General features: G+C 58.5%; 24 protein-coding genes. 8 read left to right on the top strand and 16 right to left on the bottom strand.

The window, feature by feature from the left end:
- Positions 1–2 precede the first annotated feature (2 nt).
- The 4 genes from AC0V6V_RS01655 to AC0V6V_RS01640 all read right to left on the bottom strand — a co-directional run bounded on the left by AC0V6V_RS01655 (position 3) and on the right by AC0V6V_RS01640 (position 5,160).
- Positions 3–1,523 (bottom strand): XrtA system polysaccharide chain length determinant, encoded by a 1,521-nt coding sequence (locus tag AC0V6V_RS01655; RefSeq protein ID WP_486163747.1) that lies wholly within the window; start codon positions 1,521–1,523, stop codon positions 3–5.
- A 15-nt stretch (positions 1,524–1,538) separates the two neighbouring features.
- A complete protein-coding gene (locus AC0V6V_RS01650) occupies positions 1,539–2,180 on the bottom strand; it encodes an XrtA/PEP-CTERM system exopolysaccharide export protein (RefSeq protein ID WP_486163746.1) in 642 nt (213 codons plus the stop codon).
- Positions 2,181–2,383: 203 nt separating this feature from the next.
- A complete protein-coding gene (locus AC0V6V_RS01645) occupies positions 2,384–3,628 on the bottom strand; it encodes a pyridoxal-dependent decarboxylase, exosortase A system-associated (protein ID WP_486163745.1) in 1,245 nt (414 codons plus the stop codon).
- A complete protein-coding gene (locus AC0V6V_RS01640) occupies positions 3,625–5,160 on the bottom strand; it encodes an acyl-CoA ligase (AMP-forming), exosortase A system-associated (RefSeq protein ID WP_486166166.1) in 1,536 nt (511 codons plus the stop codon). The genes AC0V6V_RS01645 and AC0V6V_RS01640 overlap by 4 nt, the downstream gene beginning before the upstream one ends.
- Between AC0V6V_RS01640 and AC0V6V_RS01635 the strand changes: the two genes are divergently transcribed.
- Genes AC0V6V_RS01635 through AC0V6V_RS01620 form a run of 4 tightly spaced genes read left to right on the top strand, consistent with a single transcriptional unit; the run spans position 5,159 to position 8,053 of the window.
- Positions 5,159–6,199 (top strand): GNAT family N-acetyltransferase, encoded by a 1,041-nt coding sequence (locus tag AC0V6V_RS01635; protein ID WP_486163744.1) that lies wholly within the window; start codon positions 5,159–5,161, stop codon positions 6,197–6,199. The genes AC0V6V_RS01640 and AC0V6V_RS01635 overlap by 2 nt on opposite strands.
- Positions 6,200–6,252: 53 nt before the next feature.
- Positions 6,253–6,588, top strand: a complete 336-nt coding sequence (locus AC0V6V_RS01630) for an acyl carrier protein (RefSeq protein ID WP_486163743.1) — start codon at positions 6,253–6,255, stop codon at positions 6,586–6,588.
- 8 nt (positions 6,589–6,596) lie between these two features.
- Positions 6,597–7,277: a hypothetical protein gene (locus AC0V6V_RS01625; protein WP_486166165.1), complete on the top strand. Its 681-nt coding sequence runs from the start codon at positions 6,597–6,599 to the stop codon at positions 7,275–7,277.
- Positions 7,274–8,053, top strand: coding sequence for a hydrolase 1, exosortase A system-associated (locus AC0V6V_RS01620; RefSeq protein WP_486163741.1), 780 nt, complete (start codon positions 7,274–7,276; stop codon positions 8,051–8,053). Before AC0V6V_RS01625 ends, AC0V6V_RS01620 begins: the two co-directional genes overlap by 4 nt.
- Before the next feature lies 1 nt (position 8,054).
- Here the strand turns inward: AC0V6V_RS01620 and AC0V6V_RS01615 are convergent, their stop codons facing one another.
- From AC0V6V_RS01615 to AC0V6V_RS01585, 7 genes are all read right to left on the bottom strand, one after another.
- Positions 8,055–9,242 carry a class I SAM-dependent RNA methyltransferase gene (locus AC0V6V_RS01615; protein WP_486166025.1) on the bottom strand — a complete coding sequence of 396 codons (1,188 nt, stop codon included), beginning with the start codon at positions 9,240–9,242 and terminating at the stop codon, positions 8,055–8,057.
- A 14-nt stretch (positions 9,243–9,256) separates the two neighbouring features.
- Positions 9,257–9,625 carry a hypothetical protein gene (locus AC0V6V_RS01610; protein ID WP_486166164.1) on the bottom strand — a complete coding sequence of 123 codons (369 nt, stop codon included), beginning with the start codon at positions 9,623–9,625 and terminating at the stop codon, positions 9,257–9,259.
- Positions 9,612–11,333: a dihydroxy-acid dehydratase gene (ilvD, locus tag AC0V6V_RS01605; protein WP_486163739.1), complete on the bottom strand. Its 1,722-nt coding sequence runs from the start codon at positions 11,331–11,333 to the stop codon at positions 9,612–9,614. The genes AC0V6V_RS01610 and ilvD overlap by 14 nt, the downstream gene beginning before the upstream one ends.
- A gap of 41 nt (positions 11,334–11,374) precedes the next feature.
- A complete protein-coding gene (locus AC0V6V_RS01600; RefSeq protein ID WP_486166163.1) occupies positions 11,375–12,109 on the bottom strand; it encodes an N-formylglutamate amidohydrolase in 735 nt (244 codons plus the stop codon).
- Positions 12,106–12,918 (bottom strand): 4-(cytidine 5'-diphospho)-2-C-methyl-D-erythritol kinase, encoded by an 813-nt coding sequence (locus tag AC0V6V_RS01595; protein WP_486163737.1) that lies wholly within the window; start codon positions 12,916–12,918, stop codon positions 12,106–12,108. Before AC0V6V_RS01595 ends, AC0V6V_RS01600 begins: the two co-directional genes overlap by 4 nt.
- 38 nt (positions 12,919–12,956) lie before the next feature.
- Positions 12,957–13,286 carry a hypothetical protein gene (locus tag AC0V6V_RS01590; protein ID WP_486166162.1) on the bottom strand — a complete coding sequence of 110 codons (330 nt, stop codon included), beginning with the start codon at positions 13,284–13,286 and terminating at the stop codon, positions 12,957–12,959.
- A gap of 360 nt (positions 13,287–13,646) precedes the next feature.
- Positions 13,647–15,293 (bottom strand): electron transfer flavoprotein-ubiquinone oxidoreductase, encoded by a 1,647-nt coding sequence (locus AC0V6V_RS01585; protein WP_486163735.1) that lies wholly within the window; start codon positions 15,291–15,293, stop codon positions 13,647–13,649.
- Positions 15,294–15,384: 91 nt separating this feature from the next.
- Between AC0V6V_RS01585 and AC0V6V_RS01580 the strand changes: the two genes are divergently transcribed.
- The 3 genes from AC0V6V_RS01580 to moaB are packed head-to-tail and all read left to right on the top strand — an operon-like array spanning position 15,385 to position 18,497.
- On the top strand, positions 15,385–16,194 hold the full coding sequence (locus AC0V6V_RS01580) for a uracil-DNA glycosylase family protein (protein ID WP_486163734.1): 810 nt from the start codon (positions 15,385–15,387) through the stop codon (positions 16,192–16,194).
- A complete protein-coding gene (locus AC0V6V_RS01575) occupies positions 16,176–17,960 on the top strand; it encodes a lytic transglycosylase domain-containing protein (protein WP_486163733.1) in 1,785 nt (594 codons plus the stop codon). Before AC0V6V_RS01580 ends, AC0V6V_RS01575 begins: the two co-directional genes overlap by 19 nt.
- A 6-nt stretch (positions 17,961–17,966) precedes the next feature.
- The gene (gene moaB, locus AC0V6V_RS01570; protein WP_486163732.1) at positions 17,967–18,497 is read left to right on the top strand and encodes a molybdenum cofactor biosynthesis protein B; all 531 of its coding nucleotides are present in this window, start codon (positions 17,967–17,969) and stop codon (positions 18,495–18,497) included.
- Between the two features lie 14 nt (positions 18,498–18,511).
- Here moaB and AC0V6V_RS01565 read toward each other — a convergent pair whose 3' ends face one another.
- From AC0V6V_RS01565 to AC0V6V_RS01550, 4 genes are all read right to left on the bottom strand, one after another.
- Positions 18,512–18,976 (bottom strand): hypothetical protein, encoded by a 465-nt coding sequence (locus tag AC0V6V_RS01565; RefSeq protein ID WP_486166161.1) that lies wholly within the window; start codon positions 18,974–18,976, stop codon positions 18,512–18,514.
- 166 nt (positions 18,977–19,142) lie between these two features.
- On the bottom strand, positions 19,143–19,580 hold the full coding sequence (locus tag AC0V6V_RS01560; protein ID WP_486163730.1) for a DUF1330 domain-containing protein: 438 nt from the start codon (positions 19,578–19,580) through the stop codon (positions 19,143–19,145).
- A 12-nt stretch (positions 19,581–19,592) separates the two neighbouring features.
- Positions 19,593–20,138, bottom strand: coding sequence for a pseudouridine synthase (locus AC0V6V_RS01555; protein ID WP_486166024.1), 546 nt, complete (start codon positions 20,136–20,138; stop codon positions 19,593–19,595).
- Between the two features lie 12 nt (positions 20,139–20,150).
- Positions 20,151–21,752, bottom strand: coding sequence for a long-chain fatty acid--CoA ligase (locus AC0V6V_RS01550; protein ID WP_486166023.1), 1,602 nt, complete (start codon positions 21,750–21,752; stop codon positions 20,151–20,153).
- Positions 21,753–21,831: 79 nt separating this feature from the next.
- Here AC0V6V_RS01550 and AC0V6V_RS01545 point away from each other — a divergent pair, with 79 nt between their 5' ends.
- The gene (locus AC0V6V_RS01545; RefSeq protein WP_486163729.1) at positions 21,832–22,197 is read left to right on the top strand and encodes a hypothetical protein; all 366 of its coding nucleotides are present in this window, start codon (positions 21,832–21,834) and stop codon (positions 22,195–22,197) included.
- Here AC0V6V_RS01545 and dnaE read toward each other — a convergent pair.
- Entirely contained in the window at positions 22,180–25,779 is a 3,600-nt protein-coding gene (gene dnaE, locus AC0V6V_RS01540) for a DNA polymerase III subunit alpha (protein ID WP_486166160.1), read from the bottom strand. The genes AC0V6V_RS01545 and dnaE overlap by 18 nt on opposite strands.
- Positions 25,780–25,857 lie beyond the last annotated feature (78 nt).

Genomic DNA, 25,857 nt, shown 5'->3' with positions numbered 1-25,857 from the left:
TCTCATGCGACCGCGCCGACTGAGACGAACTCAATGCCCAGCAGAATTATGAACACACCGAACAACCCAGCGGTTGCCCCGGCAAATTGCTTCAAACGCTTCGCGCGCAGCTCCCTCGCGGCATCGGATACCGTCATCGAGATTGAGCCAATCACGGGCAGATCGAGCGCGCGCTCCAGCTTCTTTGGCGTTGCGAAGGTCGAGCGCAGCTGGCTGAGCGCGTAAGCGGCCCCTGCCCCAGCGGCGAGACCGACAAACAGCACGCCAAGCAGCAGCAGCGGACGATTGGGCGCAGCGGGGCCTTGCGGCACCACAGGCGGATCGGTCAGCTGGAATTTAAACTGGCTGGTGTTGTCTTCCACTTCGCCGCGCGTGCGCAGTTCTTCGCGGTCTTGCAGCAGCTTTTCGTAATTCTGCTGCAGCACCTCATAGTCGCGGCTGATCCGGTTCGCTTCCGCGGCGACCTCTGGCTCAGCGGCCTGGCTGCCCATGAGCGCGGCAATGTCCGATTGAATGGCAGCACGGCGGGATTGCAGCGATTCGACGCTGGCTTGCCTGTCTGCGCGGATCGAGATCAGCGAGGTGTAGGCTGGGTTTGGCGCGCCGCCACCCGCGTTCGGCCCTTCTGCCGCAACTTGGCGGGTCAGGATTTGAACTTGGCGTGTGGTTGCAACCACATCGGGGTGCTCATCGGTTAGCCCGCGCGAACGCAGTTCTGCCAATTGCGCTTGGGCACCAGATAGAGCGGCCCGAGGGCCGCCAGTGCCCGGCGTGTCGATGGTGCGCGGCGTACCCGCTAATTGACCGTTGATCGCGGCCAACGCACTTTCAGCAGCAGCGAGGTCAGCTTCGATCCCGCGCGCCTCTGTCCGCGCCTGTTGAAGACGAGTGACAAGCGTACCTGAACCCCCGATCAAGTCAGGATATTGCGCTTCAAAGGCTAGACGGCGCTGTTCTGCCGCTTCAAGCTCGCGCTTGCGCTCTTCAAGCTGTTCATCGATCTGAGTGACGGCGCCGGAAACCTGGGCCCGGCTACCCGCGACGTGTTCATCGCGCAGGATATCGATCAGTTTTTGCACCACATCACGCGCCAGAACGGCGTTTTCAGCGTCGGACAGATCACCTTTGCCGACCGTCGCCGTGATTTCGAACAGATTGTCCTGTTCGCTGGTAACCGTCACCTTCTCGTCAAGGTTCTTGATTTCCGTTTCAAGCGCAGCGCGTTCTGTGATGTTCTCACCCAAACGCGTTGATTTAATGACTTTTTCAAGGTTCACCGCGCTGGCAAGTGTTTGCCGAACGCGGCGAATTTCCTCACGGCCATCACCTGCAATGCCCAATTGCTCTGACAGAACATCGTCGACATCGACATAGATGCGCGCCTTTGCCTCATAAGAATTGGGGATCATCGCAACCACCAGCCACCCGAGCAGGCACACGCCCCAGGCAACGGCTAGCGCCAGCCACCGGCGGTGCCAGACCGAGTAAAGCGCTGTGCGCAGTTCTTCAAAAATCTCGCTCATGCGCGGCGCAGGTCCTTAAAAGGTGCTCTCAGGAATGATGATCACATCGCCCGGGCTAAGGGTTACGTTCGCGGCGCTGTCGCCTTTTTTAAGCAAATCCTTGAGGCGAAGGCGGTATTCAACCTGTTCCCCGCTCTCGCGGTCCAGACGGATCAGCTTTGCTCGGTTGCCAGCGGCAAATTCGCTGAGGCCGCCCACAGCGATCATCGCGTCGAGAACAGTCATATTAGCCCGGTAAGGCAGAGATGCTGGCTGCTCAGTTGAGCCAACAATGCGGATTTGCTGGTTGAACGTGCCGGAGAACTCATTCACGATCACCGAGACGATTGGCTGCTCAATGTATTGAGCGAGTTGATCTCGGATATCATTCTGCAATTCGGTGGCGGTTTTGCCCACGGCAGGAAGGTCGCGCACCAGAGGAATGGTGATCCGGCCATCAGGGCGAACCTGAATTTCCTCTGCGCTCAACTCTGGATTGCGCCAAACGTGGATGGTGATTTGGTCAAGCGGGCCAATCACATATTCTTCGCTTGGTCCCTCTTCCGTGGTTGCAAAGCTAGCCGGAGGCAGTTCTTGCCCCGCACCGCCGCAACCGGCGAGCAGCGAAATTGCAACAGCAGATCCCAGTATCCGGGAAAGCGAAAAAGAGGTCTTCATTGATACGTATCCTTGCCTAGGTCGGCGGGGTCAGCATCAGCTACAGGAGCGACCTGCAGCACTGGGCCCGCGAATGACCCGAACTCTCTCGCTCATATTGGTGAACATTGTGTTAGTAATAACGCCTGTTTTGGCCCCCTATCCCGTTTCGGGACAGCGGCTTGGCAAACTCTAAACGCGCGCAATTGCGGGGGTTTGAGCGTTTAAACGAGCATTTCCGCCGCAGGGCCATGGCCGAGGAACGCGCTTGGGCTAGCGCTCGCTCCATATGCCCCGGCACAAAAGACCGCAACCAGATCGCCAACATCGGCGCGTGGCAGGCCCGCTTTGTCGGCCAACCGGTCTAGCGGAGTGCATAGGCAGCCAACCACATTGACCACGTCGTCCACTGGCGCATCATAGCGATTGGCGATGGCGACGGGGTAATTGCGGCGCACAACCGTGCCGAAATTACCGGACGCGGCGAGTTGGTGGTGCAATCCGCCATCCGTAACCAGATAGGTCGTGCCGTGGCTGATCTTTCGGTCGATCACCCGCGTTAAGTAAACACCTGCTTCGCCAACGAGATAGCGGCCAAGTTCAAGACACAGTTCTGTGTTCTCAAGCGGCGCTGGAAGGTTTGCCACATGCTCATGCAATGCAGCACCAACCGCCGGTAAGTCCAAGGCCGCGTCATTGGGGAAATAAGGAATCCCAAATCCGCCGCCCATATTGAGTTTTGGCAGCAGCTCGCCGATCTCATCAGACAATTTTGCCGCTAAATTCAGCACATTGCTCTGCGCTTCTATGATTGCCTCAGCGCTCAAAGCCTGGCTGCCTGTGAAGATATGCAGGCCGCGCCATTCAGCGCCCGCGGCGATCACTTCGCGCGCCAGAATGGGCACCTTGTCCGCGTCCACGCCAAACTGCTTCGCGCCCCCGCCCATCTTCATCCCGGAGCCTTTAAGCTCGAAATCTGGGTTCACGCGCAGAGCCATGCGCGGGGCTTTGCCCAGTTTTTCTCCGATTGCGAGGGAGCGGCGTGCCTCGCCTTCGGATTCGCAATTGAGCGTTACGCCCGCAGAAATAGCCGCTTCCAGCTCATCGTCTCGCTTGCCGGGCCCTGCAAAACTGACGCGCGCCGGATCAATTCCGGCGACATTGGTCATGGTCAGCTCGCCGGAGGAGGCGATGTCGAACCCATCAACCAAAGCCTCCATATGAGCAATCACCGGGGCATAAGGATTGGCTTTGACCGCATAATTGATCCCGATGCGCGGCGGCAGCGCAGTGCGCAGCTCTGCGACACGAGTATCAAGGCGATCCTTCGAATAGACAAACAGCGGGGTCCTGCCCGCTTGCTCCGCCCATTCGCTGGCCCGCTTACCGCCGATGGCGAGTTCGCCGTCAAGCGCCTTAAACCCAGCAGGGATCGGTCCCAGCGCTTTGGCCTTATCCAGCGATGTCATTGACTTAGCTCCCTAAGCAGTGCCGTGCGATCAATCTTCCCATTGGGATTGAGCGGCATCGCATCGCGCCAATGGATCGCTTGAGGTTGCATAAAATTAGGAAGCTCCCGCTTGAGCGTTTTGACCAAATCCTTGTGCGACGCCTCGCTTTCAGCGCCGCGCACCACGAGATGCACAGCATGGCCAAGGCGCTCGTCTGGCATGCCGAGGGCCACCGCCTCTTGCACCTCATCACAAGCAATCGCCGCTTCTTCGATCTCTGCCGGGCTAATCCGATTGCCAGCGCTCTTGATCATCGCATCACGGCGGCCAACGAAATAGAGCAGACCATCTTCTCCCCGGCGCACCCGGTCGCCAGAGAAAACCGCCGTACCGCCATAGCGCGACTGGCGCGGTGCAGGCTTGAACCGCCGCGCGGTGCGCTCCGGGTCTTGCCAATAGCCTTTGGCGACGAGCGGACCGCAGTGAACAAGCTCACCTTCCTCACCGGGTTCTGTCACTTCGCCCTCATCATTGATGACAAGAATTTCCGCGAAAGGAATCGCCTTACCCATTGAAGTTGGGTGCGAATCGACAAGTGAGGGATCAAGGTAAGTTGAACGGAATGCCTCGGTCAGGCCGTACATTGGGTAGAGATCAGCATCGGGGAATATCCGCCGAAGATCAGTGACCAGCTCCGTGGTGAGCGCGCCGCCGCTATTGGTCATACGCCGCATGAAAGCAGTCGCTTCTGGTGTCCATTCCAGCTCGGTCAGCTGGACCCACAGCGGAGGCACAGCGGCCAAGGTCGTGATCTGATGCTTGGCGCAGGCCTTCATCACATCACGCGGAAACAGGAAGTCGAGTGGAACGATGCAGCCACCTGCGTACCACGTCGAAAGCAGTTGGTTTTGACCATAATCAAAGCTGAGCGGCAGGACTGACAGTGTTACATCATCGTCTGCCATCTTGAGGTAATCCGCAACACTGACCGCGCCCAGCCAAAGATTCGCATGGCTCAGCACCACGCCCTTGGGCCGCCCGGTTGAGCCACTAGTGTAAAGGATGGCTGCCAGCTCCTCGGGGTCCGCGTTGGAAGGACCAAGCGGCAAGTCATGCGTGGTCGCAGCCGATAAAGCTTCATCTTGTTCCATCGCGCTGCAGGAAACCCGCAAATCACCGTCTTCCAGTGATTTTAGCCGCGCAGCATTCGCGATCAGCAGGCTTGCCCCGCTGTCAGCCAAGATATGCGCTGCCTGCGCGCGTTTCAGCAGCGGGTTGATCGGCACGTGTACCAGGCCCGCCCTCGCCGCTGCCAATGGCAGCAGGCAAGTCAGCTCACCCTTCGCCGCCCAACTTGCGACCCGCGCGCCTTTCTCTGGCACAACGCTCTTAAGCCAGCCTGCGAGAACAGCGACACGCTGTCTTAACTCGTCATGGTTAAACATCCGGTCACGAAGCACCAAAGCTGGCGCATCCGCGCGGCCACATTCCACGCCGCGTTCGGCGATGTGGTCGAGCGGTTTGGCTGTCTCATTTAGGGTGCTTGGCATGACTAATCCGAAGAGGCACGATCGAGTGATTACCGTGAGTTACCATGACACCGTTAACGTCTTGCATGACCTATGTCATCAAGCGGATGATGGCGTGGTTAGCTCTCCCTTTGAGTGTGCGGAATGGTTTGATCTGTTGGTTGAAACCGGCCTTAAACCACTGATTGTGGTTGCCAAAGAAGGCGATCGCAGCGCGGCCTTGGTGTTGAAGGCAGGCGCAGATCACCTCACCCCAATGCGCAATTGGTACAATTTTACCTGGCGCGAATTGGCCCCTCTGGGCGATCTTGGAGATCGCCTGCTGCTTGAGATAGCCCGCAGCTTAAAGATGCACGGCCACCGCGTAACGCTAGAGCCTGTGCCCGACGAAAATGGCTCGGCAACGCGGCTTGCAAAGGCATTCAAGGCGGCGGATTGGATGGTCGCCGGTGAGCCATGCGACCTCAACCACATCCTAAACGTTCGCGGGCGCAGCTTTGAGGAATACTGGGCTGAGCGGCCGGGCAAGATGCGCACGACGCTGAAGCGCAAGGCCAAGAAGGTCCGCGTCGAGATACTCGAGACGTTCGATGAAGCGGCTTGGACCAATTACGAGGCGATCTATGCCGCCAGTTGGAAACCTGACGAGGACGAACCAAGAATGCTGCGCGAATTCGCACGAGCGGAAGGGGCTGCGGGGCGCCTACGACTGGGCCTCGCCTACGAAGGCGCAACGCCGGTCGCCGCGCAGTGCTGGACGGTCGAGAATGGCCGCGCTTACATTCACAAGCTCGCTCACTTGGAAAGCCACAAACAGCTCTCAGCCGGCACGACCCTAACGGCTGCTTTGTTTGAGCGTGTCATCGATCAAGACCAAGTCGAACTGATCGACTTTGGCACGGGTGATCAACCCTATAAGGCCGATTGGATGGACGAGACGCGCCAACGGTACCGGATTGATTGCCTTGACGCGCGCCAGCCCAAAGCTTGGCCCGCGCTGGCCAAGCGGCTCATTCGGCAAACCACCGCGCGACTTGCGAAGCGTGAGGCGCAGAGCTAAGGCGAGCGCCCGTATCAGTAGAAACCCGCGAAATTCCGGGAAACGAGGGGTGCATGAGCAGCAATCCGGTCACCGACAATTCGGCAACCGCATCAGAGCAGACGGATATGTCCGGCATCGGCAAAAGCCGGGCGGCAATTGACCGTGATCTCAAGGCGATTATCGCCGATGTTCTGGGGTTAGACGCTGACGACGTGAACGAATTCACGCCAGAAACCGGCCTGTTCGGCGACCTACCAGAGCTTGATTCGATGGCAGTCGCTGGGTTGCTGACGGAGATGGAAGACCGGCTCGACATCGTGATCGAAGACGATGACGTTGATGGCGAAATGCTCGAAACCTATGGCGGGCTGCTCGCCTTTGCCGAGGCCAAGATCATCGAAGGCTGATCGGGCGCGTGCTCACCCACTGGCCCTGCCCGCAGCCCAGCGGCAAAATCTCAGAAGAAATGTTGGCGAAGTTTGATCATCCGGGGCGCCCATGTGTTCTGGTGATCCCGCCGCTGTTTGATGAGCACAACAAATTCCGTAGACAAATCATTGAAATCATGCGTTTGCTTGATGGCCTTGGAATAGGTTCAGCGATGCCAGACCTGCCTGGTTGGAACGAGAGTACCGCCCCATTGGCGCAGCAAAGTGTGGGCGCGTGGCAGTCAGCGATGGGTGCAGCTGCGAGCCATTGCAGGGCGACGCATGTTCTGACCTTTCGGGCTGGTGTGCTGTTTGCGCCGCCGGACCTGCCAGGTTGGGCATATGTTCCACAGACCGGAGCAAAACAGCTGCGCAGCATGATCCGCGCGCAAGTGATTGCCGCTCGCGAAACCGGAGCTGATGAGAGTTCAGACACTTTGATGCAGCGCGCGCGCGAAAGCGGAATGGCCTTAGCAGGCTGGGATTTGGGCGCGCAATTGGTGCGCGAATTGGAGCAAGCGGACGAAGTTTTCCTCGGCAGCCTCACAGAGATCACGCAAAGCGAGCTTGGCGGACGCGGGCTTTGGCTACGCGCAGAGCCGGATGAAGACCCGGAGCAGGCGACCGCCCTCGCCATTCTGGTTGCCGAAGAGCTGGTCGCACCATGAGCCGGCTGCACATGGATTATGGCTGCGGAACGCTCAAATGCGCGGGCACATTGGACACAGCGCCTGGCACAACGGGCCTGCTGATCGTCAGCGGCGGCAATGAAATCCGCGCAGGGGCCTTTTCCGGGCAAGCGAGGCTAGCAGCAGAGATCGCCAAGGCTGGCTTCCCAGTGTTCCGCTTCGACCGGCGCGGTGTTGGCGACAGCGAGGGCGAGAATCGCGGGTTCCGTAAGTCAGAAAAGGACATTCGCACCGCAATTGAGGCCTTTCGCGCCATTGCTCCCCAGGTGGAGCGGATTATCGCCTTTGGGAATTGCGACGCGGCCTCGGCCCTGATGCTGGCGAGTGGCGCGGGCTGTGATGGATTGATCCTGTCGAACCCGTGGACGATCGAAGGGGATGAGCCAGGTGATTTGCCTCCGCCCGATGCCATCCGCGCGCGCTATGCTGAGAAACTCAAGAACCCCAGCGAAGTCATGCGCTTGCTGCGCGGCGGGGTTGATCTCAAAAAACTGGTGCGCGGACTGACCGGGTCGCTGCGTTCTGCGCCAGAGGCCACGAGCCTGGCGGCTGAAATGCAGGCGGGCCTAGCTGGCTTTTCGGGCCAAGTGCGCATCCTGCTCGCCAGCAGTGACCGCACTGCCCAGGCCTTTGCCGCCAGTTGGGTGGCGGATGATCCGCGGATTGCGACCTGTGAGGGGGCCGGACACGCCTATGTCGAGCCACATGCCGCCGACTGGCTCCGTGCCCAAATCCTTGCCGGGCTGCGTGCCTGATCTACCCTCGAGTAAACAGGCTGACCAACTCAACATGCGTTGACCAGCGAAACTGTCCAATGGGTCGCAATTTTTCCAGTGTGAAACCAGCCTCGACCAAGCGCGCAGCATCGCGTGCCCAGCTTGATGGATTGCAGCTGACATAGACGACCCGCTCAATCGTGCTTTGCGCGATTTGACCGATCTGCTCACGCGCTCCCGCCCTCGGCGGATCAAGTAGAACGGCTGCGAACTTACTGATTTCCTTAGCATCCAATGGATTGCGGAACAGATCACGGTGCATCGCATGAACCTCCCGCTGCCCCCGCGCCGCAGCAGATTTGCACGCAAGATGCGCCGCCTGATCCGCCTCTACGGCCAAAACCTTGCGACCCTGCGCCAAGCCGAAAGCAAAGGTGCCAAGACCGGAGAAAAGGTCAGCAACCACACCCGAACCCTCCAGCCATTCCGAAGCGTCTCCAAGCATGCGCGCCTCCGCATCGCGTGTCGCTTGGAGAAAAGCGCCTGCGGGCACGGGCACAGGTAGGCCTGAAAGAGTGACGCTGATCGGCTCAGGTTCCCACACCGTCTCCGCGCCGTATCCTTGATCTATTGAAAGCCGCGCCAGCCCTTGATCCCGAGCGAAATCGAGTGCCGCCTCTGTCGCCTCCAACCCTTCGAGAGTGATATTGGTGAGGCTGCAATCGACACCCTGATCTGTCCAGGCGAGCGCGATATCGACCGGAGCCTTGCTGCCATGCTCCGCAATAAAGGCACGCAAAGGCACGATCATTGACGCTAGCTCAGGCACGAGAACCGGGCATTCTTTCAGGTCGACGATCTTATGCGATCCGGCCTCCCGAAAGCCAAGCAACGCGCGGCGATGCTTGCGCAAAGCATGAAGAGTTGCCCGGCGGCGACTTTGCGGCGGTGAGAGATGCACTGGCAACATTTCGCGCGGCTCCAGCCCCTGCCCCTCAGCCGCATTGGCGACGCGCGAGCGCACGAATTCGGATAATATCTCTTCGTCCGCATGCTGCAATTGGCACCCGCCACAGCGCTCAAAGTGCTGGCAAGGCGGATTAACGTGATGGGGACCGCGCGTGAGCGTACCATCGGGAGCGATGACGTCTCCTGGTAAAGCGCCAGATGCATGGCGGCCGTCAGCGCTCGCTCCGTCGCCCTTGGCCGCTAGCCTGACGATTTCCATTGTATCAGGATCATTCACTCTGACACGCTGACCAGCATTTCCGCTGGGATCAAATAGCGGTCTTCGCCGATTGCGAATTCGCGGATGACTGCGGGATCAAGGCTACGATCCTGAAGCGCGTCTGCTCCGTCCATCGCAGACAGATCACCGGCGGCCGCGTCATAAATGATCCGGCGAAAGCCGCCATCTGGGTGGTGGATCAGGAAGAACGCGCCGCTTTCATCCGCCGCCTGCTCCAAAGTGCAGACGGTCGAATATTCAGCTCCCGCTCCAATTGCACAGTCGATATCGCTGCCTTGCGACGTTCCGACAGGCTCTGCACCGCAACCAGCGAGCGCGCTGCCCGCGAGCATCGCGGTCAGGCCAGTCCTAAATATCCGCAAAAACATGAGTTTCCTTCGCAGCGCCGGGATGAGTGAGCGCGCCTTTGCTCGCGGGGCCGACGTTCTGAGCATAGCGCCACAATGCGCCAGCCTGATAATTATTGGTGCGCGGCTGCCAGCCTTTGCGCCGTTCGGCCAGCACATCTTCGCTGACGTTGAGATCAATCGTGCCTGCCTCGGCATCAATGGCAATCTCGTCGCCATCTTCGACCAAAGCGATGGGCCCGCAATCCGCCGCCTCTGGCCCGACGTGACCGATGCAGAAGCCCCGCGTTGCGCCCGAGAACCGTCCATCGGTGATCAGCGCTACTTTCTCGCCCATGCCTTGCCCGTAAAGCGCGGCAGTGGTGGAGAGCATTTCGCGCATTCCCGGGCCGCCCTTTGGCCCTTCGTAGCGAATGATGATTACACTGCCCTCGGCAATATCGCGTGCTTCCACGGCGGCAAAAGCGTCTTCCTCGCAATCGAACACGCGGGCAGAGCCGGTGAATTGCAACCGCTCCATGCCTGCGACCTTTACAATAGCGCCATCGGGAGCGAGTGAGCCTTTCAGGCCAACTACGCCGCCCGTGGGCGTGATGGGCTTGGCAACCTCATAAAACACCTTCTGATCCGGGTTCCAGGTCACTTCCTCGATGTTTTCGCCAAGGGTCTTACCCGTCACGGTCATCGGATTGGGGTCAAGGAAACCGCCGTCGAGCAGGGTTTTCATGCCCATATAGACCCCGCCAGCCTCGTGCATGTCCTTGGCCACGTATTTCCCGCCGGGCTTTAGATCGGCAATATACGGCGTGGATTTGAATATCTCCGCGACATCGAACAGGTCGAACTCGATGCCTGCCTCACTGGCCATCGCCGGAAGGTGCAATGCCGCATTGGTTGAGCCACCGGTCGCAGCAACAACCCGAGCCGCATTCTCGAACGCTTCACGCGTGCAGATGTCGCGGGGCCGCAAATTGAGCTCGAGCAGGTTCATTACTTGCATGCCGGCAGCCCGCGCAATCTCTTCTCGTGATTTATACGGAGCTGGCGTCATATTACTGTTCGGCAGGGACAATCCGATCGCCTCGCCGACGCAGGCCATAGTGTTTGCCGTGAATTGACCGCCACATGCGCCGTGGCCCGGACAGGCCACCTTTTCGAGCGCGATCAGCTCTTGCAAAGGGCAATTGCCCGCCGCGTGCTGACCAACGGCCTCAAACACGTCAACCACAGTCACGTCTTTATCATTGAAAGTGCCGGGCAAGATTGAGCCGCCATAGACAAAGATGCTCGGCACATTCAGGCGCAGCATCGACATCATCATGCCGGGCAAGCTTTTGTCACAGCCAGCGAAGCCGACCAGCGCGTCGTAGCAATGCCCGCGCACAGACACCTCAACCGAATCTGCAATGATTTCGCGGCTGATCAGCGAGCTTTTCATGCCCTGATGGCCCATCGCAATGCCATCGGTAACGGTGATCGTGTTGAAGCGGCGCGGCGTTCCGCCATTTTCAATCACGCCCTCGCGGCAGATATTCGCTTGCGGATCGAGCGTGGTGTTACACGGCGCGCTGTCATTGCCGGCGCTCGCAATCGCTACAAACGGGCGCGCAATCTCTTCCTCGCTCATCCCCATTGCATAATAATAGGAACGGTGCGGGGCACGCTCTGGCCCGACCGAGACATGACGACTGGGAAGTTTCGTTTTATCGAAGCGCGAAGACATAATATTTCTCAAATTGAAGCTCTAATGAAGCCCCACTGCCGTTAGTCGAGCGCGAGTGCAACCCTTCCGCATACATCTGCGATCATTGCTGCCCAGCGTGATTGCTCAACGCGGGTCGCGATCAAGTCTTGACGGACCTCGATTGCGCAATAATAGCGGCCATGCGCCTCGGCGTGGCGGTTCATCGTCGCGTTGAGCTCGCGCCCGGAATAGGGTTCGTTGTCGCCGACGTTCAACCCCTGCTCTCCGAACAGATTGATCGCATGACGGGCCGCGCGGTCATCTTGATTGTAGAGTAGCGCGATCTCCCAAGGGCGGTCTTCGCTGCGCGATTCCAACCGAGGCGTGAAACTGTGCAGCGAAATGATCAGCTTGGGTGCGGCCTCGTCGAGCCAGGCGCCGAGTGCGGCGTGATAGGGCCTGTGAAACCGGTTAAGCCGCCCCTCCACATCCGCGCCGATATTGCCGGGGATCAGGTGACCGTCGCTTTCCGTCGGCACGACGCCGGGATGGTCTTCTTCTCGGTGAAGATCAGTTACAAGGCGGCTGACGGTGGCGAGGTGCGCGGCGATGCCGTACTCACGTGCCATGCGAACGGCCACGCCGTGCACGCCTATATCGATGGCAATGTGCTTTTCCAGCAGCGCGTCTGGAATGCCGAGCGGCACGTCCTCTGGCACAAAATTGGAGGCATGATCGGCAACGCAAACGATCCCGCCGCGCGTCGGCTCGCCCATTTGCTGGAAAGGATGCTCGTCAATCATGGGAGAGATCATCGCAGCCTGCCCGCCAATTGCCACCAATCCGGGTGGCTTTGTGTGATGGTCGCCTGCGCCGCATCGCGCGCGGCCTCGCTATCGTAGAGCGCAAAACACGTCGCACCAGAGCCAGACATGCGGGTAAGCCAAGCGTCTGTGGCCTCCAGCGCGTGCAAAACTGCGCCGATTGCGGGGCAGATGCTGATCGCTGGCTGGGTCAGGTCATTGCGGCCAGCCAGAGCGATTTCGCGAGCTGTTCCTGCGGGCAAAGCGCCGCGATCGGCCCCGTCCCACGCTTGGAACGCAGGGCCGGTTGAGAGCGGCACCCGTGGATTGACGAGCAAGACGGGCGTTCTGGTTAGATCGCTCTCGATTGGTTCGAGCTGTGTACCAGTGCCCCGGCCAACCACTGTTTCGCTGCGCACGCAGCAGGGCACATCTGCGCCAAGCTTTGCGGCGCGCTCTATCCAATCATCCGGCAGGCCATGGGTTTGTTCAACAATCCGGAACAGCGCACCCGCATCGGCCGAACCTCCACCAAGGCCAGCAGCGACGGGTAGGTTCTTCTCCAGCGTGATTGCGAGGCCCTCTGCGCGGGGCAACAGGCCCAGAGCCTTCGCCACGAGATTATCCATCGGATTGTCGATCCCGCCCGCAAATTCGCCGAGGGTTTGGACCGAGTCCTGCTCGGCAGCGCGCGCCGTTAGCGCGTCACCCGCATCAACGAACGCAAACAGCGTCTCAAGCTCGTGATAGCCATCGTCTCTGCGCTTGCGGACATGCAGCGCGAGATTGATCTTGGCGTAGGCGGTTTCGGTGAGGGTCATTCGGCCTTTACAGTTCACAAGGGGATTGAATGCAATGACTAGCGATTATCGACAACGGTAATGTTCTTAGCTGCCTTTATGGACCCCATCCGCATCCACCCCGCCCTTTCTGGTTCGACTGGACAAAACAGAAATTCACCCCAGAAATCCTTGCCAAATTGAGGATCAAGTTCACGCAAAGACAGCGGCAAACGCCCCGAATCGTTGATCAATCCTGACTTTGAAACAACACCCAAAAGCCTTTTGGAATTGCGTGGCCAAATGCGAAATGTTGGATTCCCGTTATATGCCCTCAAACGCCCATCTATCCATACGCAAGCGTAGGTGTCTTCATCGCCTGCGTGGGCATTGCTGCCAGAAATTGCCAACAAGCTCCCGATAACGAGCCCCGCAATCAAACACTTAATGCCCATAACGCGCATCACATGCTTGGACAATTCGGAGCGCGCGGACATGCAGCGCGAGATTGATCTTGGCGTAGGCGGTTTGTTTCACATCAATCGCCGCTATTCATTAACCGACCAGCCCAGAACTCACGCTGCGCAAGCCAATGAACAATTGCGGCAATCCCAATGATATAGCCAACTAAGAGGACAACACGATCAAGGTCAGTCAACACAGCTTTGACAAGTTCATTGGCGTATCCCACAAATGCCATCCCTACCAAAAATAGTGCTAAGCAAGTGAACGTCCGAAGTGCCGGTAGAAACTGCATAAGCGTGAAACTATCACATATTCGGATAGTTCGGACCGCCGCCACCTTCTGGTGTGACCCAGTTGATGTTCTGGTTTGGGTCTTTGATATCGCAGGTCTTGCAGTGGACGCAGTTTTGCGAGTTGATCTGGAATTTGGGCTCCTTGCCCTCCTCCTCAATCCACTCATAGACGCCTGCTGGGCAGTACCGGTTCGAAGGACCGCCGAAGACGTCAAATTCGCTCGCCTTTTGCAGGTCCGCATCACCCAATTGCAGGTGAACCGGTTGGTCCTCTGCGTGATTGGTAAAGCTGAAGGCGACATTGGTCAGGCGGTCAAAGCTGATCACGCCGTCGGGCTTCGGATAATCGATCTTTGGATACAGATCCGCCCGCCCGGTCATGGTGTAATCTGCATGGTGCTTCATGCTGATCGGCAGGCCAATCTTGAGCGTGCGCATCCACATATCAATCCCGCCCAGGATCGTGCCAATATCATCGCCATATTTGGCAACAGCTGGCTCTGCATTCTGAACCTTCTTCAGCTCATCCGCGATCCAGCTAGAACGGACGGCGGGCTCATAACCCTGAAGCTCAGGCTGCGTTTCGTGGCCAGCGATCTCAGCCGCGATGGCCTCGGCGCACAGCATCCCGCTCTTCATGGCGGTGTGGCTGCCCTTGATCCGGGGCACGTTTACAAAACCGGCTGCACAGCCGATCAGCGCGCCGCCGGGGAAGGCGAGCTTTGGCACAGACTGCCAACCGCCTTCGTTGATCACGCGCGCGCCGTAAGCGACGCGGCTGCCGCCTTCGAGGATCGCTTTGATCTCTGGGTGCGTCTTCCAACGCTGGAATTCTTGATAGGGCGAAACCCAAGGGTTCTTGTAATCAAGCGCGGTGACAAAGCCGATAGCGACCTGATTGTTCGCCTGATGGTAGAAGAAACCGCCACCCCAAGTGCCGCTTTCATTGAGCGGCCAGCCTTGCGTGTGAATGACGCGGCCCGGCACATGTTTGCCCGGTTCAATGTCCCACAATTCCTTGATGCCAAGGCCGTAAACCTGCGGCTCGCAATTGGCCTCAAGGTCGTATTTCGCCTTCATCTGTTTGGTCAGTGATCCGCGAGCGCCCTCCGCAAACAGCGTGTACTTGGCCTCAATCTCCATGCCCGGTTGATAGTCGGGCTTCTGTGACCCATCCTCGGCGATGCCCATGTCCTGCGTGATGACACCGCGCACCGCGCCCTTGTCATCAAACATCACTTCATTAGCGGGGAAGCCGGGGAAGACCATCACACCGAGCGCTTCGGCCTGCTCACCCAGCCAGCGGGTCATATTGCCGAGCGAGCCAGTGTAACAGCCGTGATTGCTCATCAAAGGTGGCATCATCAGATGCGGGATCGATGTCTTGCCGTTCTTCGACAGGACCCAGTGCCAGTTATCGGTCACCGGAGTTTGCGCCATAGGGCAATCCATATCGCGCCATTCAGGGAAGAGCTCCGTCAGAGCCTTGGGATCAACCACCGCTCCAGACAGAATATGCGCGCCGATTTCGGAGCCCTTTTCAAGGACAACAACCTCGAGCTCTTCATTGATCTGTTTCAGCCGGATTGCCGCAGAAAGGCCCGCTGGCCCGCCGCCGACAATAACGACATCGCATGGCATTGATTCCCGTTCGCTCATGAGCCTATTTGATCCCCGAATAATCCTAGAGTTTGCGTGCCTACCCACTTGCTAACTGGCACGGCTAAGGTCAAGACCTGCGATTAACAGTATGACCGCCCCCACCCTGCCTTTGTCCCGAGAATTTGTCGCTACCCTTGATTGGTGGCGCGCGGCGGGCGTGGATATCGACTTTGCCGATGACGTTACGGATTGGCTCGCCAAACCAGAGGTCGAAGAGGCGCCAGAAAGCGGTGCTGAGGCCGGGATAACGAAGCAATCCAGCGCGAGTTCACCAAAATCCGACGCGGACGATCTGCAAAAAACTCTGGGGCCAAAGGGTGATTTGCTGGGCGAAGACGCGCCAAACGACCTCGCAGCGTTTCAAGAATGGTGGCTGAATGCGCCGGGTCTTGATCCAATCGGGCCGCGCGGCCGCGTGCCACCCCGCGGGAAAATGGGCGCGAAGCTGATGGTGCTGGTGCTCGCGCCAGAGGACGGCGACAAAGAACAATTACTGTCTGGGCCGCAGGGGCACTTGCTTGCTAATATGCTGACCGCGATGGGCTTCTCGCCAGATGAGGTCTATTTCGGCTCCGCCCTCACCCGTCCCACGCCCATGGCGGACACGGCCGCAATGGCACATGCGGGAATGGCAGAGGTCTTGGCCCTGCACATCAAACTGGCCGCGCCGGAAAAGGTTTTGGCGCTCGGCTCTAACATCCCACCGCTTTTGGGCCACGCAGCGGCGCAAGACGCAATCAATTCACAAAAAAGTAACCACACATCTGAACCAGAAAACAACCCTAGTGAGCCATTAACCAAGCTTCTTGTTAGCGAAAGCTTGGAAAGCCTGATGGCAAGCCCCAGGCTGAAAGCGCGTTTTTGGCGGAGATGGATTGAATGGTCGGCAAATCGGTGATGGCGAAAAGCCTTAGGCCTGCAATATTGGCCGCTTCAATCGCCGCCGCACTTGCCACGCCAAGCGCTGCTATGGCGCAAGCGGGGAGCATGGTTGCGCATTACGATGCGAGCTCAAACGGGCGCAGTGCATCTGTGCCCAATGTGCTTTCGAGCAACGAGCACGCGTTTTACTCAGATCTATTCCGCGCCATTGATGCGCAGCAATGGGACCGCGTAGAAGGCATGCTGGCCCAGCGTCAGGGCGGATTGCTGCATCAGATTGCTCGCGCAGAGTATTACACCCACGCAAAGAGTCCCAAAATTGAGGCTGAGCGCATTGCGCGCTGGTTCGACGATGGTGTTCACCTGCCACAAGCCGCACAGCTCAGCCGCATGGGCGCAAAGCGCGGTGTCGAAAACCTGCCTTATTTACCTCAGGCTCAGCGGTTTAGCCGCCAACCTTACGCGTCAAAGCGGATCCGTCCCCGTTCGGTGAATGATGGAACAATGCCGTCCAGCACCAGGTCGGCGATCCTCGACCGTATCAAGAACGATGATCCAGCAGGCGCGCACAGCCTGCTGATCGAGATCGACCAGCAGCTCAGCTCGGCTGCTCGGGCGGAATGGCGTCAGAAAGTCGCCTGGAGCTATTACATCGAGAATGATGATGCCTCGGCTCAGGCCTTGGCAGAGACCGTCTCTGAAGGCTCCGGCGCTTGGGTCGCTGAGGGTGAATGGGTCGCAGGACTTGCCGCATGGCGTCAGGGGTATTGCGCGCTTGCGGGCGAAAGCTTTGCCCGAGCAGCAGACCGTTCATCCAATGTTGAGCTGACCGCTGCGGCGCATTACTGGGCACATCGCTCACTGGTGCGTTGCCGGGAGCCCGGACAGGCTCAGCGTCACCTTAGCGCCGCTGCGCGCTATGATGAGACGCTCTATGGCCTACTGGCGGGCGAGCAATTGGGCGTGACAGTGCCCGAAAGCGCCAAGCCTGCGCCTTTCACCAAGGATGATTGGAGCGTTCTGGAACGCAGTGCCAATGCACGCATCGCGGCGGCTCTCAACGAGATCGGCCGTCCGGTTCTGGCCGATGAAGTGCTGCGCCATCAGGCGCGGATCGGCAATCCTAGCGAATTTACTCTGCTTGCGCGCTTTGCCCGCGAGCTTGGCATGCCATCAACACAATTGTTCATGGCGCACAACGCGCCGCGCGGGACGCGGTCTCATCCGTCGCTGCGCTATCCAGTGGCGCGTTGGCAGCCGGCAACAGGTTGGACCGTCGATCCAGCCCTCGCCTTTGCGCACGCTTTGCAGGAATCAAACTTCCGCGCTGGCGCGGTTAGCCCGGCCAATGCGCGCGGTCTGATGCAGATCATGCCGGGCACAGCCCGCGATCACAATCGCCGCCTGAACCTTGGCGCGAGCTATGCCGACCTCAACAATCCAGAGGTCAACCTGGCCTATGGTCAGCGCCATCTGGAAATGCTGCGCGACAGCTATGCGACCGAGGGCAAGCTGCCCAAGATCATGGCGGCTTACAACGCGGGGCTTACCCCGATCAGCCGTTGGAACAGCGAAGTGCGCGATTACGATGATCCGCTGCTCTATATGGAATCGATCCCCTATTGGGAAACACGCGGCTATGTCGCAATCGTTATGCGCAATTACTGGATGTATGAGCGCGCCGCGGGCGTTTCTTCGCCGAGCCGCCGGGCTCTTGCCGAAGGGCGCTGGCCAGAGTTTCCGCAAATGTCTATGGGGCGCTCTGCACGTTTGGAAAGGTAGAATGCGATGGCCATTGATGAGGCGAAACCCTTCACCCCGATCAATATTGCCGTCCTGACCGTTTCCGACACTCGGACCTCTGAAACCGACACCTCCGGCGACATTCTCGCCGCGCGGATCACTGCCAAAGGCCACTCTCTGGCAGCGCGCACAATTGTGAAAGACAATGCTGGCACGCTGCTTGATCAATTCAATGCTTGGATTGATGACCCAACTATCGATGCGGTTGTTAGCACCGGCGGTACTGGCCTGACAGGACGCGATGTCACGCCAGAGGCGTTGTCCCGGATCAAGGGTGCACGGGATATTCCCGGATTTGGCGAATTGTTTCGGTGGCTCAGCTTCAAGACCATAGGCACCAGCACAGTCCAATCGCGAGCCTGCGCAGTCGTGGCGCGCGGGACCTATGTCTTTGCTCTGCCCGGTTCAAACGGCGCTGTAAAAGATGGCTGGGACGGGATCCTTCACGAGCAATTGGACAACCGCAATCGCCCCTGTAATTTCGTGGAACTGATGCCTCGACTAACCGAGGAATAGCGTTTCCGCTCAACTCATTCGCTTGGATTAAGCGTGTGGGCGGTTCCCTCGAAATCTTTGAGGTCAGGCTTCTTCGGCTTGTCGCCATAGCCCTTCACGACAGCAGCGAGAACCGGCTGTTTTGTCCCCGGCGTTCCCTTGGCTTTGCGCTCCATTCCGAGCACTTTCTCACCAATGTATTGGAATACTTGCGCAGCGACGCCTGGCTCTTCGGCCTTCTTAATGCGGACCTGCGCCTTGGGAGAGACGATGTAGAACTCGTCCCCGCGAACCAAGACCGCACGGCCGCCTTCGCTGGTGCGCACAACATCACCGATTTCCAGTCGCGTACCCTTGGCCGCGTATAAGGCCTTGGTATCGCGAGTGATGGAAACCTGCCCGTCTGTCTCCGAGATCATCCAGCCAGAATCACTCGCAAACGCCGCACTGCTCGATAAGAGCGCTGCGCACACGCACAGATGTTTTGACAGTTTGATCATGGCCTTACCTCGGAGTCCATAAATTAGACTAGGCATGCACGTTAGGCCGGGGGCTTTCCCATCCGATTAAACCGATTGGCTAAAAAAGCCTTGGCGCGTTGGGTTAATTTTGCCTTTTCTGATCCGGTTTCGAGGCATCCCATAAGCGGTCTCTACCTCGGGGCGATCAACCAAAGGCGTCCCCACCCTCACCCGGCTTGAAGCGCATCAAGCGGCTATCGATCAGGGCAGCGCTGCGGTTCACAACTGCCAGTTGATAGTCAGGGTCTTTGATCATCTCGAAAAACGCCCCGCTGTTCGGGTATTGCGCGACAAAGCTGTCATGCCAAACCTTGTCATCCGGCTCCGGCCCCGTAACCATGGTCTGAAATTCCCCGCGCCAGACAATCGACCCGCCAACCCGGCGAAAAATTGGGCCACTGGTCGCGCCATATTCTTCATAAGCGCGCCGGCCGCTCCAACCATTGCCGCGATGTTTATGGTCCTCGGGGTATTCGGCCAAGTCGCGGTAGCGCAGCAGGTTGAGCATATGGATCGGTTCATTACGCGGGAGGTCCTTAAAGGCCTGAAAGTTGCTCGGGCTAGGATCGATATAGCGTGTCATCAACTTGGTTCCTCAAACTGTAACTTCGCGCCACTCACCGGGCGCAAGGCTGTCCACCGACCATTCGCCAACACTCCAGCGCACGAGGCGCAAGGTTGGCAGGCCCACGGCGGCGGTCATGCGCCGGACTTGGCGGTTCTTGCCCTCTGAGATGCTAAGGGAAATCCAGCTGTCGGGCACATTCTTGCGAAAGCGGATAGGCGGATCACGCTCCCATAGATCAGGTGGATCAATCCGCTCGGCTTTGGCGGGCTTTGTCATACCATCTTTGAGCTTCACACCGCGCCTTAGCGCATCCAGTGCCAGCATGTCCGGCTCGCCTTCGACCTGGGCAAGATAGGTCTTTTCTGTCTTGTAACGCGGCTCCGCGATGCGCGATTGCAACCGCCCATCATCGGTAAGCAGCAACAGCCCTTCGCTATCCTTGTCCAAGCGCCCAGCAGGATAGACCGCTGGCACATCGACCAGATGCGCCAGCGTGTCTTGAACACCCTCCTTGCCGCCGCTGAATTGCGACAGCACACCAAAGGGCTTGTTCAGCAGGATCAGCCGCGCGATGGCCTCGGTCCCCTAGGCGCCTTCGAGCTTATAATCGCTGAAGCGGTCGCGCAGGTCCTTCTTGGAAATCTTGCCGGTTGCGGTGTGCGGAATGTCGTCCACAAATTCGACAGCATCGGGCATCCACCACTTCGCAATCAGCGGCTTGAGGTGCTCCAGCACATCGTCGCTCGACAGGTCCGCCCCCTCGTTCTTGACCACGAACAGCACTGGCCGCTCATCCCATTTTGGATGGTACATGCCAATGCAGGCGGCCTCGGCAACGCCGGGATGGCCAACAGCTGCGTTCTCCAGCTCAACCGAGCTAATCCATTCCCCGCCGGATTTGATCACATCCTTGGTCCGGTCGGTCAGCTGCAATGTACCGTCGGGATGGATGATCCCAACGTCGCCCGTATCGAACCAGCCATCTTCATTGACGGCGTCGGTCTCTGCCTTGAGATAGCGTTTGATAATCCAGGGCCCGCGAATTTGCAGCGCTCCCGAGGCAACGCCGTCTCGCGGCAGCTCCGTGGTATTGTCATCGAGATCAACAATGCGCAGCTCAACGCCAAAAATCGGACGGCCTTGCATCGCTGTCTTATCGACCTTTTGTTCAAAGGTTAGCTCGTCCCAATCATGGGTCGGCCCACCAACCGTTCCGATCGGAGAAGTTTCGGTCATGCCCCAAGCGTGCTGAACGCGTGTGCCGTTTTTCATCAGGCGCTCGATCATGAAGCGCGGACAGGCCGAGCCACCAATCGTTGCAGCCTTCAACGGAGGCAGGTCGAGGCCTTCCTTGTCGCAATATTGGAAATGGGCGAGCCAAACGGTCGGTACACCGGCGCTGTCTGTTACCTTTTCGCGGATCATTAGCTCATGCAGAACCGCCGGATCATTGACGGCGGAGAAGACAAATTTGATCCCCGCCATTGCGCCCGCATAGGGGAGGCCCCAGCTGGCCGCGTGGAACATCGGCACCACGGGTAGCATCACAGAGGCGCTGCTGAAATTGAATGTCGACGGCTGCAATCCAGCAACGGCGTGGAGCACAGTCGAGCGATGCTCGTACTGCACGCCCTTTGGATTGCCAGTCGTACCCGACGTATAGCATATCATGCAGGGGTCGGTTTCTTCACCCGTTTCCCACTTATAATTGCCATCCTGCGCACCAATCCAGTCTTCAAACGCTGGGCTGTGCTCGCCAGAATCGTAGCAAATATAATGCTCAACGCTCGTCCATTTGTCCCTCATCTTATCGACGATGGGTTGAAAGGCCGCGTCGTAACACAGCACCTTATCCTCGGCGTGATTGACGATATATTCGAGTTGATCGTCGAACAGGCGCGGGTTCACCGTGTGTAGAACGCCGCCCATTCCGGCGACCCCGTACCAGCTAACCAGGTGCCGCGAATGGTTCATCGCAAGGCTGGCAACCTTATCACCTTTTTGCAGGCCAAGCGCTTTCAATGCCTGCGCCATCTTCAAGGCATCGCGGCGGATGCCGGCCCAATCGGTGCGTGTCTCGCTGCCATCGGCCCAGCGCGTTACAATCTCGCGCCCACCGTTTTCGCGGGCCGCGTGATCGATCACATGCGTGATCCGCATCGTCCAGTCTTGCATCGCTCCGAGCATTGAATTCATTCTCCCAAATTCGTTGTTTGCCGTTCATGGCTTTGCTCATAGAGACTAGCGATCAGTCCGGGGCGCGCAAGTGATAGAGACGTTCACACAGTTAAAATTATGGCTCGTTGAAAACACCAGCCTCGCGAAAGATGCGCTGCATATCTACGTGGCCATTGGGGTTTATCTTGGCTCTTGCCTGCTGCTGAGATGGAAAGCGTCGAGCTGGAAGCCTTGGGTACTGGTGTTGGTGATCACTTTGCTGGGTGAACTGTGGGATGCACGGAACGCCCAAGGACTTGGGTGGGAGACTATTCCAGAGTCGCATTGGAAGGACATCTGGAACACTATGTTGTTTCCAACGATCCTGCTAATTTTTGCACGTTTTACGTCTGTGTTTGAACGGCCTTCGAAGACGGATACGCGAGAAGATGATACCTTAAGCGACCAGCTTTAGGTTCGCGCGTCCCCGCAGCGGCTGCAGCTCAACGTTCTCTATTCCTTCGATGTCGGCGACACGCTCGGCCAAATCGCCGTCGAGAATGAAGCTGCGTCCAAGCCGCATATGCGTCTCTTTGCCATCAGCCAGCATAAACCGCACGAGCACCTCGCCCGGCGCTTCTTCGCCAGTGGTAAGCAACAGTTTCAGCTCGCTCAGTGCCTCGGGCCGGGTCACATCGGCGCGCATCATCATTGGAGTGCGCCCACTTACGCTGGCCAGAGGTTTTGCGCCGCGCACCGTCAATCGTGGCGGCTCACCCGGATTGGGCGAATCGAGCTCAACGGAGAGCAAGAGGCACGCCCCTTCTGCGGCCCATTTCTCAAATTCGGGCACCAGTGCCTCTTCGAAACAGGCAGCTGAGAATTGCCCGCTGGAGTCTGAGAAGTCTGCGCGCACAAATTCACCGCCGCGTTTGGTCCGCGCCTTGTTCATGCCCTCCATCATTGCAGCGATTACGGCGGTTCCGCGCCCTCCGGAAGGAGCGCCTGCTTCCATTAAACTCTGATAGGTTCGCGCGCCATTGGCCGAGGCCACTTCGCGGTATTGCTGAACCGGATGAGCCGCAAAGTAGAAGCCGAAATTCTCACGCTCTTTCGCCATTTGCTCCGTGCGTGACCATTCGTCGGGCACCTTAAGGCGCAGTTCCTCTTGCGGGGCATTCTCTCCGCCAAATAGGGCCGCTTGCCCGCTGGACCGCTCCCGTTCTGCCGCATCGGCTATCGCCAACAGCATGTCGGCATTGGCAAAGATCGCCGCGCGATTAGGCTCAAGACTATCGAGCGCGCCTGCGCCAACCAGACCTTCCAACTGACGCCGGTTCATACTGCCCTGTGGCAGACGGTCGAACAGGTCTTGCAGACTTTCAAACGGGCCGCTCGCCTGACGTTCCGCGACGATGGCGTCCATTGCCTTCTCGCCGACATTGCGGATCCCCGCCAGTGCATAGCGCACGCCGTAACCATTATCGGTCTGTTCAACCGTAAACCGCGCCTCGGAGTGGTTGATGTCCGGCGGCAGAACCGCGATCCCGCCCTCATCGCAAGTGGGATAACGGCGCGCATCATCGACGAAAATCGACAGCTTCTCCGACTGATGCAGGTCGAAACACATCGAAGCGGCGTAGAATTCCTCTGGGTAGTGCGCTTTTAGCCATGCAGTTTGATACGCGAGCAGCGCATAGGCCGCTGCGTGCGATTTGTTGAAACCGTAGCCCGCGAACTTGTCGATCAAATCGAACAATTCATTGGCTTGTTTCGCTTCAATGCCGCTTTCGGTTTTACAGCCTTCGACAAAGCGGCCGCGCTGGACATCCATCTCAGCCTGGACCTTCTTACCCATCGCCCGGCGCAGCAAATCCGCATCGCCAAGGGAATATCCGGCCAAGATCTGTGCGGCCTGCATCACCTGCTCTTGATAAACGAAAATGCCGTAAGTTTCTGAAAGAATACCTTCCAGCTTCTCATGCGGATACTCAATCGCAACCTCGCCAGCCTTGCGTTGGCCAAAGAGCGGGATGTTGTCCATCGGGCCGGGACGATAGAGCGACACCAGCGCAATAATATCGCCAAAATTGCTTGGCTTCACCGCTTTCAGAGTGCGCCGCATGCCTTCAGATTCCAGCTGGAACACGCCAACCGTGTTACCATCCTGCATAAGATCATAAACCGCCGAGTCATCAAGCGGCAGCTCGCCGAGATCAATTGTGATCCCGCGCAGCTCAAGGAGATCGACAGCCTTGCGCAGCACCGACAAAGTCTTGAGCCCAAGGAAGTCGAATTTGACGAGACCGGAGCTTTCAACATGCTTCATGTCAAACTGCGTCACCGGCATGTCAGAGCGCGGATCGCGGTAAAGTGGCACCAGCTGCGCGAGCGGCCGATCGCCAATCACAACGCCCGCGGCGTGGGTGGAGGAATTGCGCGGTAGCCCCTCCAGCTGCATCGCCAAATCAACGAGGCGCTTCACTTCGTTGTCATTGGTGTATTCCGCCTTGAAATCCGCTGCTCCATTGAGCGCGCGTGGCAATGTCCACGGGTCGGTCGGATGGTTCGGCACCATCTTGCACAGCCGGTCCACCTGACCATAGCTCATCTGCAAAATACGTCCGCAATCGCGCAGTACGGCGCGAGCCTTCAGTTTACCAAAGGTGATGATCTGAGCAACATGATCATTGCCATATTTCTGCTGAACATAACGGATCACTTCGCCGCGGCGGGTTTCGCAGAAATCGATATCAAAGTCCGGCATGGATACGCGTTCTGGGTTGAGGAAGCGCTCAAACAGCAGGCCTAGCTGGATCGGATCAAGATCGGTGATGGTCAGCGCCCAGGCGACAATTGACCCCGCGCCCGAACCCCGCCCTGGCCCCACCGGGATGCCATTGTCTTTGGCCCATTTTATGAAGTCGGCAACGATCAGGAAATAACCGGGAAAACCCATTTTGACGATGATGTCGATCTCGTAGTCGAGGCGCTCTTTGTACTCGAGCACATGCTCCCAAATTCCGTTCGTCCTGAGATTGTCGAAGGACTGCCCTTCTTCTCTGAGCAGTTTTGCCGAAGAATAATGCAATGCTTCGACAAGCTCAGCATGGACGGCTTCGGGGTAGTAAGGCTTCAGACGCTCCACCAATCCTGAACGCAATTCTTCAGCCAGCATTCTCGCCTCGCCCTCCAGATCGCCGGCGAGGCTGGGCAGAATCGGGTCGCGATACGGCGGCGCAAAAGCGCAGCGCTGAGCCACCACCAGCGTGTTCGCCATCGCTTCTGGAATATCAGCGAACAGCTCGTCCATCATCGGCGCCGACTTTACGAAGGCCTGCGCATTGGAGGTCGGGCGATCCTCGTTTTCAATATAGGTCGAATTGGCAATGCACAGCATCGCATCATGCGCTTTGTGCATGTGCGGATCGGCAAAGTTGGACGGGTTCGTCGCGACCAGCGGCAGATCGCGGGCATAGGCGAGCTCAATAAGAGCCTCCTCAGCCTTCGCCGCCGCATCATCACCATTGCGCGCGAGCTCCACATAAAGCCGCTGCGGGAAAAGGCGTTGCAAATTATTACATAACGAATACGCCGCCTCGGTCTGCTCTTCTGCCAAAAGCCGCGTGAGTGCGCCCTCGCCTGCTCCCGTGAGCGCGATCAAGCCATCGGTGCGGCCTTCCAACTCTGCCATATCGACATGCGGGTCCAGCTCCAACGGGCGATCAAGGTGCGCCTTTGAGACGAGGTGGCACAGATTGTCATACCCCGCCTCGTCCTGAGCAAACAGCGGCAGGTAATCGACGATTGTACGCTCGCGCTCATCATTGCTCGGCCGTGCAACACCCAGCAATGTCCCGATGATCGGTTGCACACCCTCGGCCTTGCAGGCGGAGGCGAACATCACTGCGCCATAGAGGCCGTTGCGGTCGCAAATGGCGATGGCGGGAAAGCCGCGCTCCTTGGCCAGTTTCGCAATCCCCTTTGGATCAATCGCCCCCTCCAGCATGGAATAGGACGAGAGAACGCGAAGCGGGATGAACGGAGCGAATGCCATGCTCGCTACGCTACGATGCTGCGCGGCGCATTCAAGTAACAAAGACCGCCCGCTTGGGGAAAAGCTGGGGGCAAGCTA

The sequence above is a fragment of the Erythrobacter sp. S249 genome (assembly GCF_057364975.1).
The sequence above is the reverse complement of the archived record's forward strand: the minus strand, read 5'-3'. Positions and strand labels throughout refer to the sequence as shown.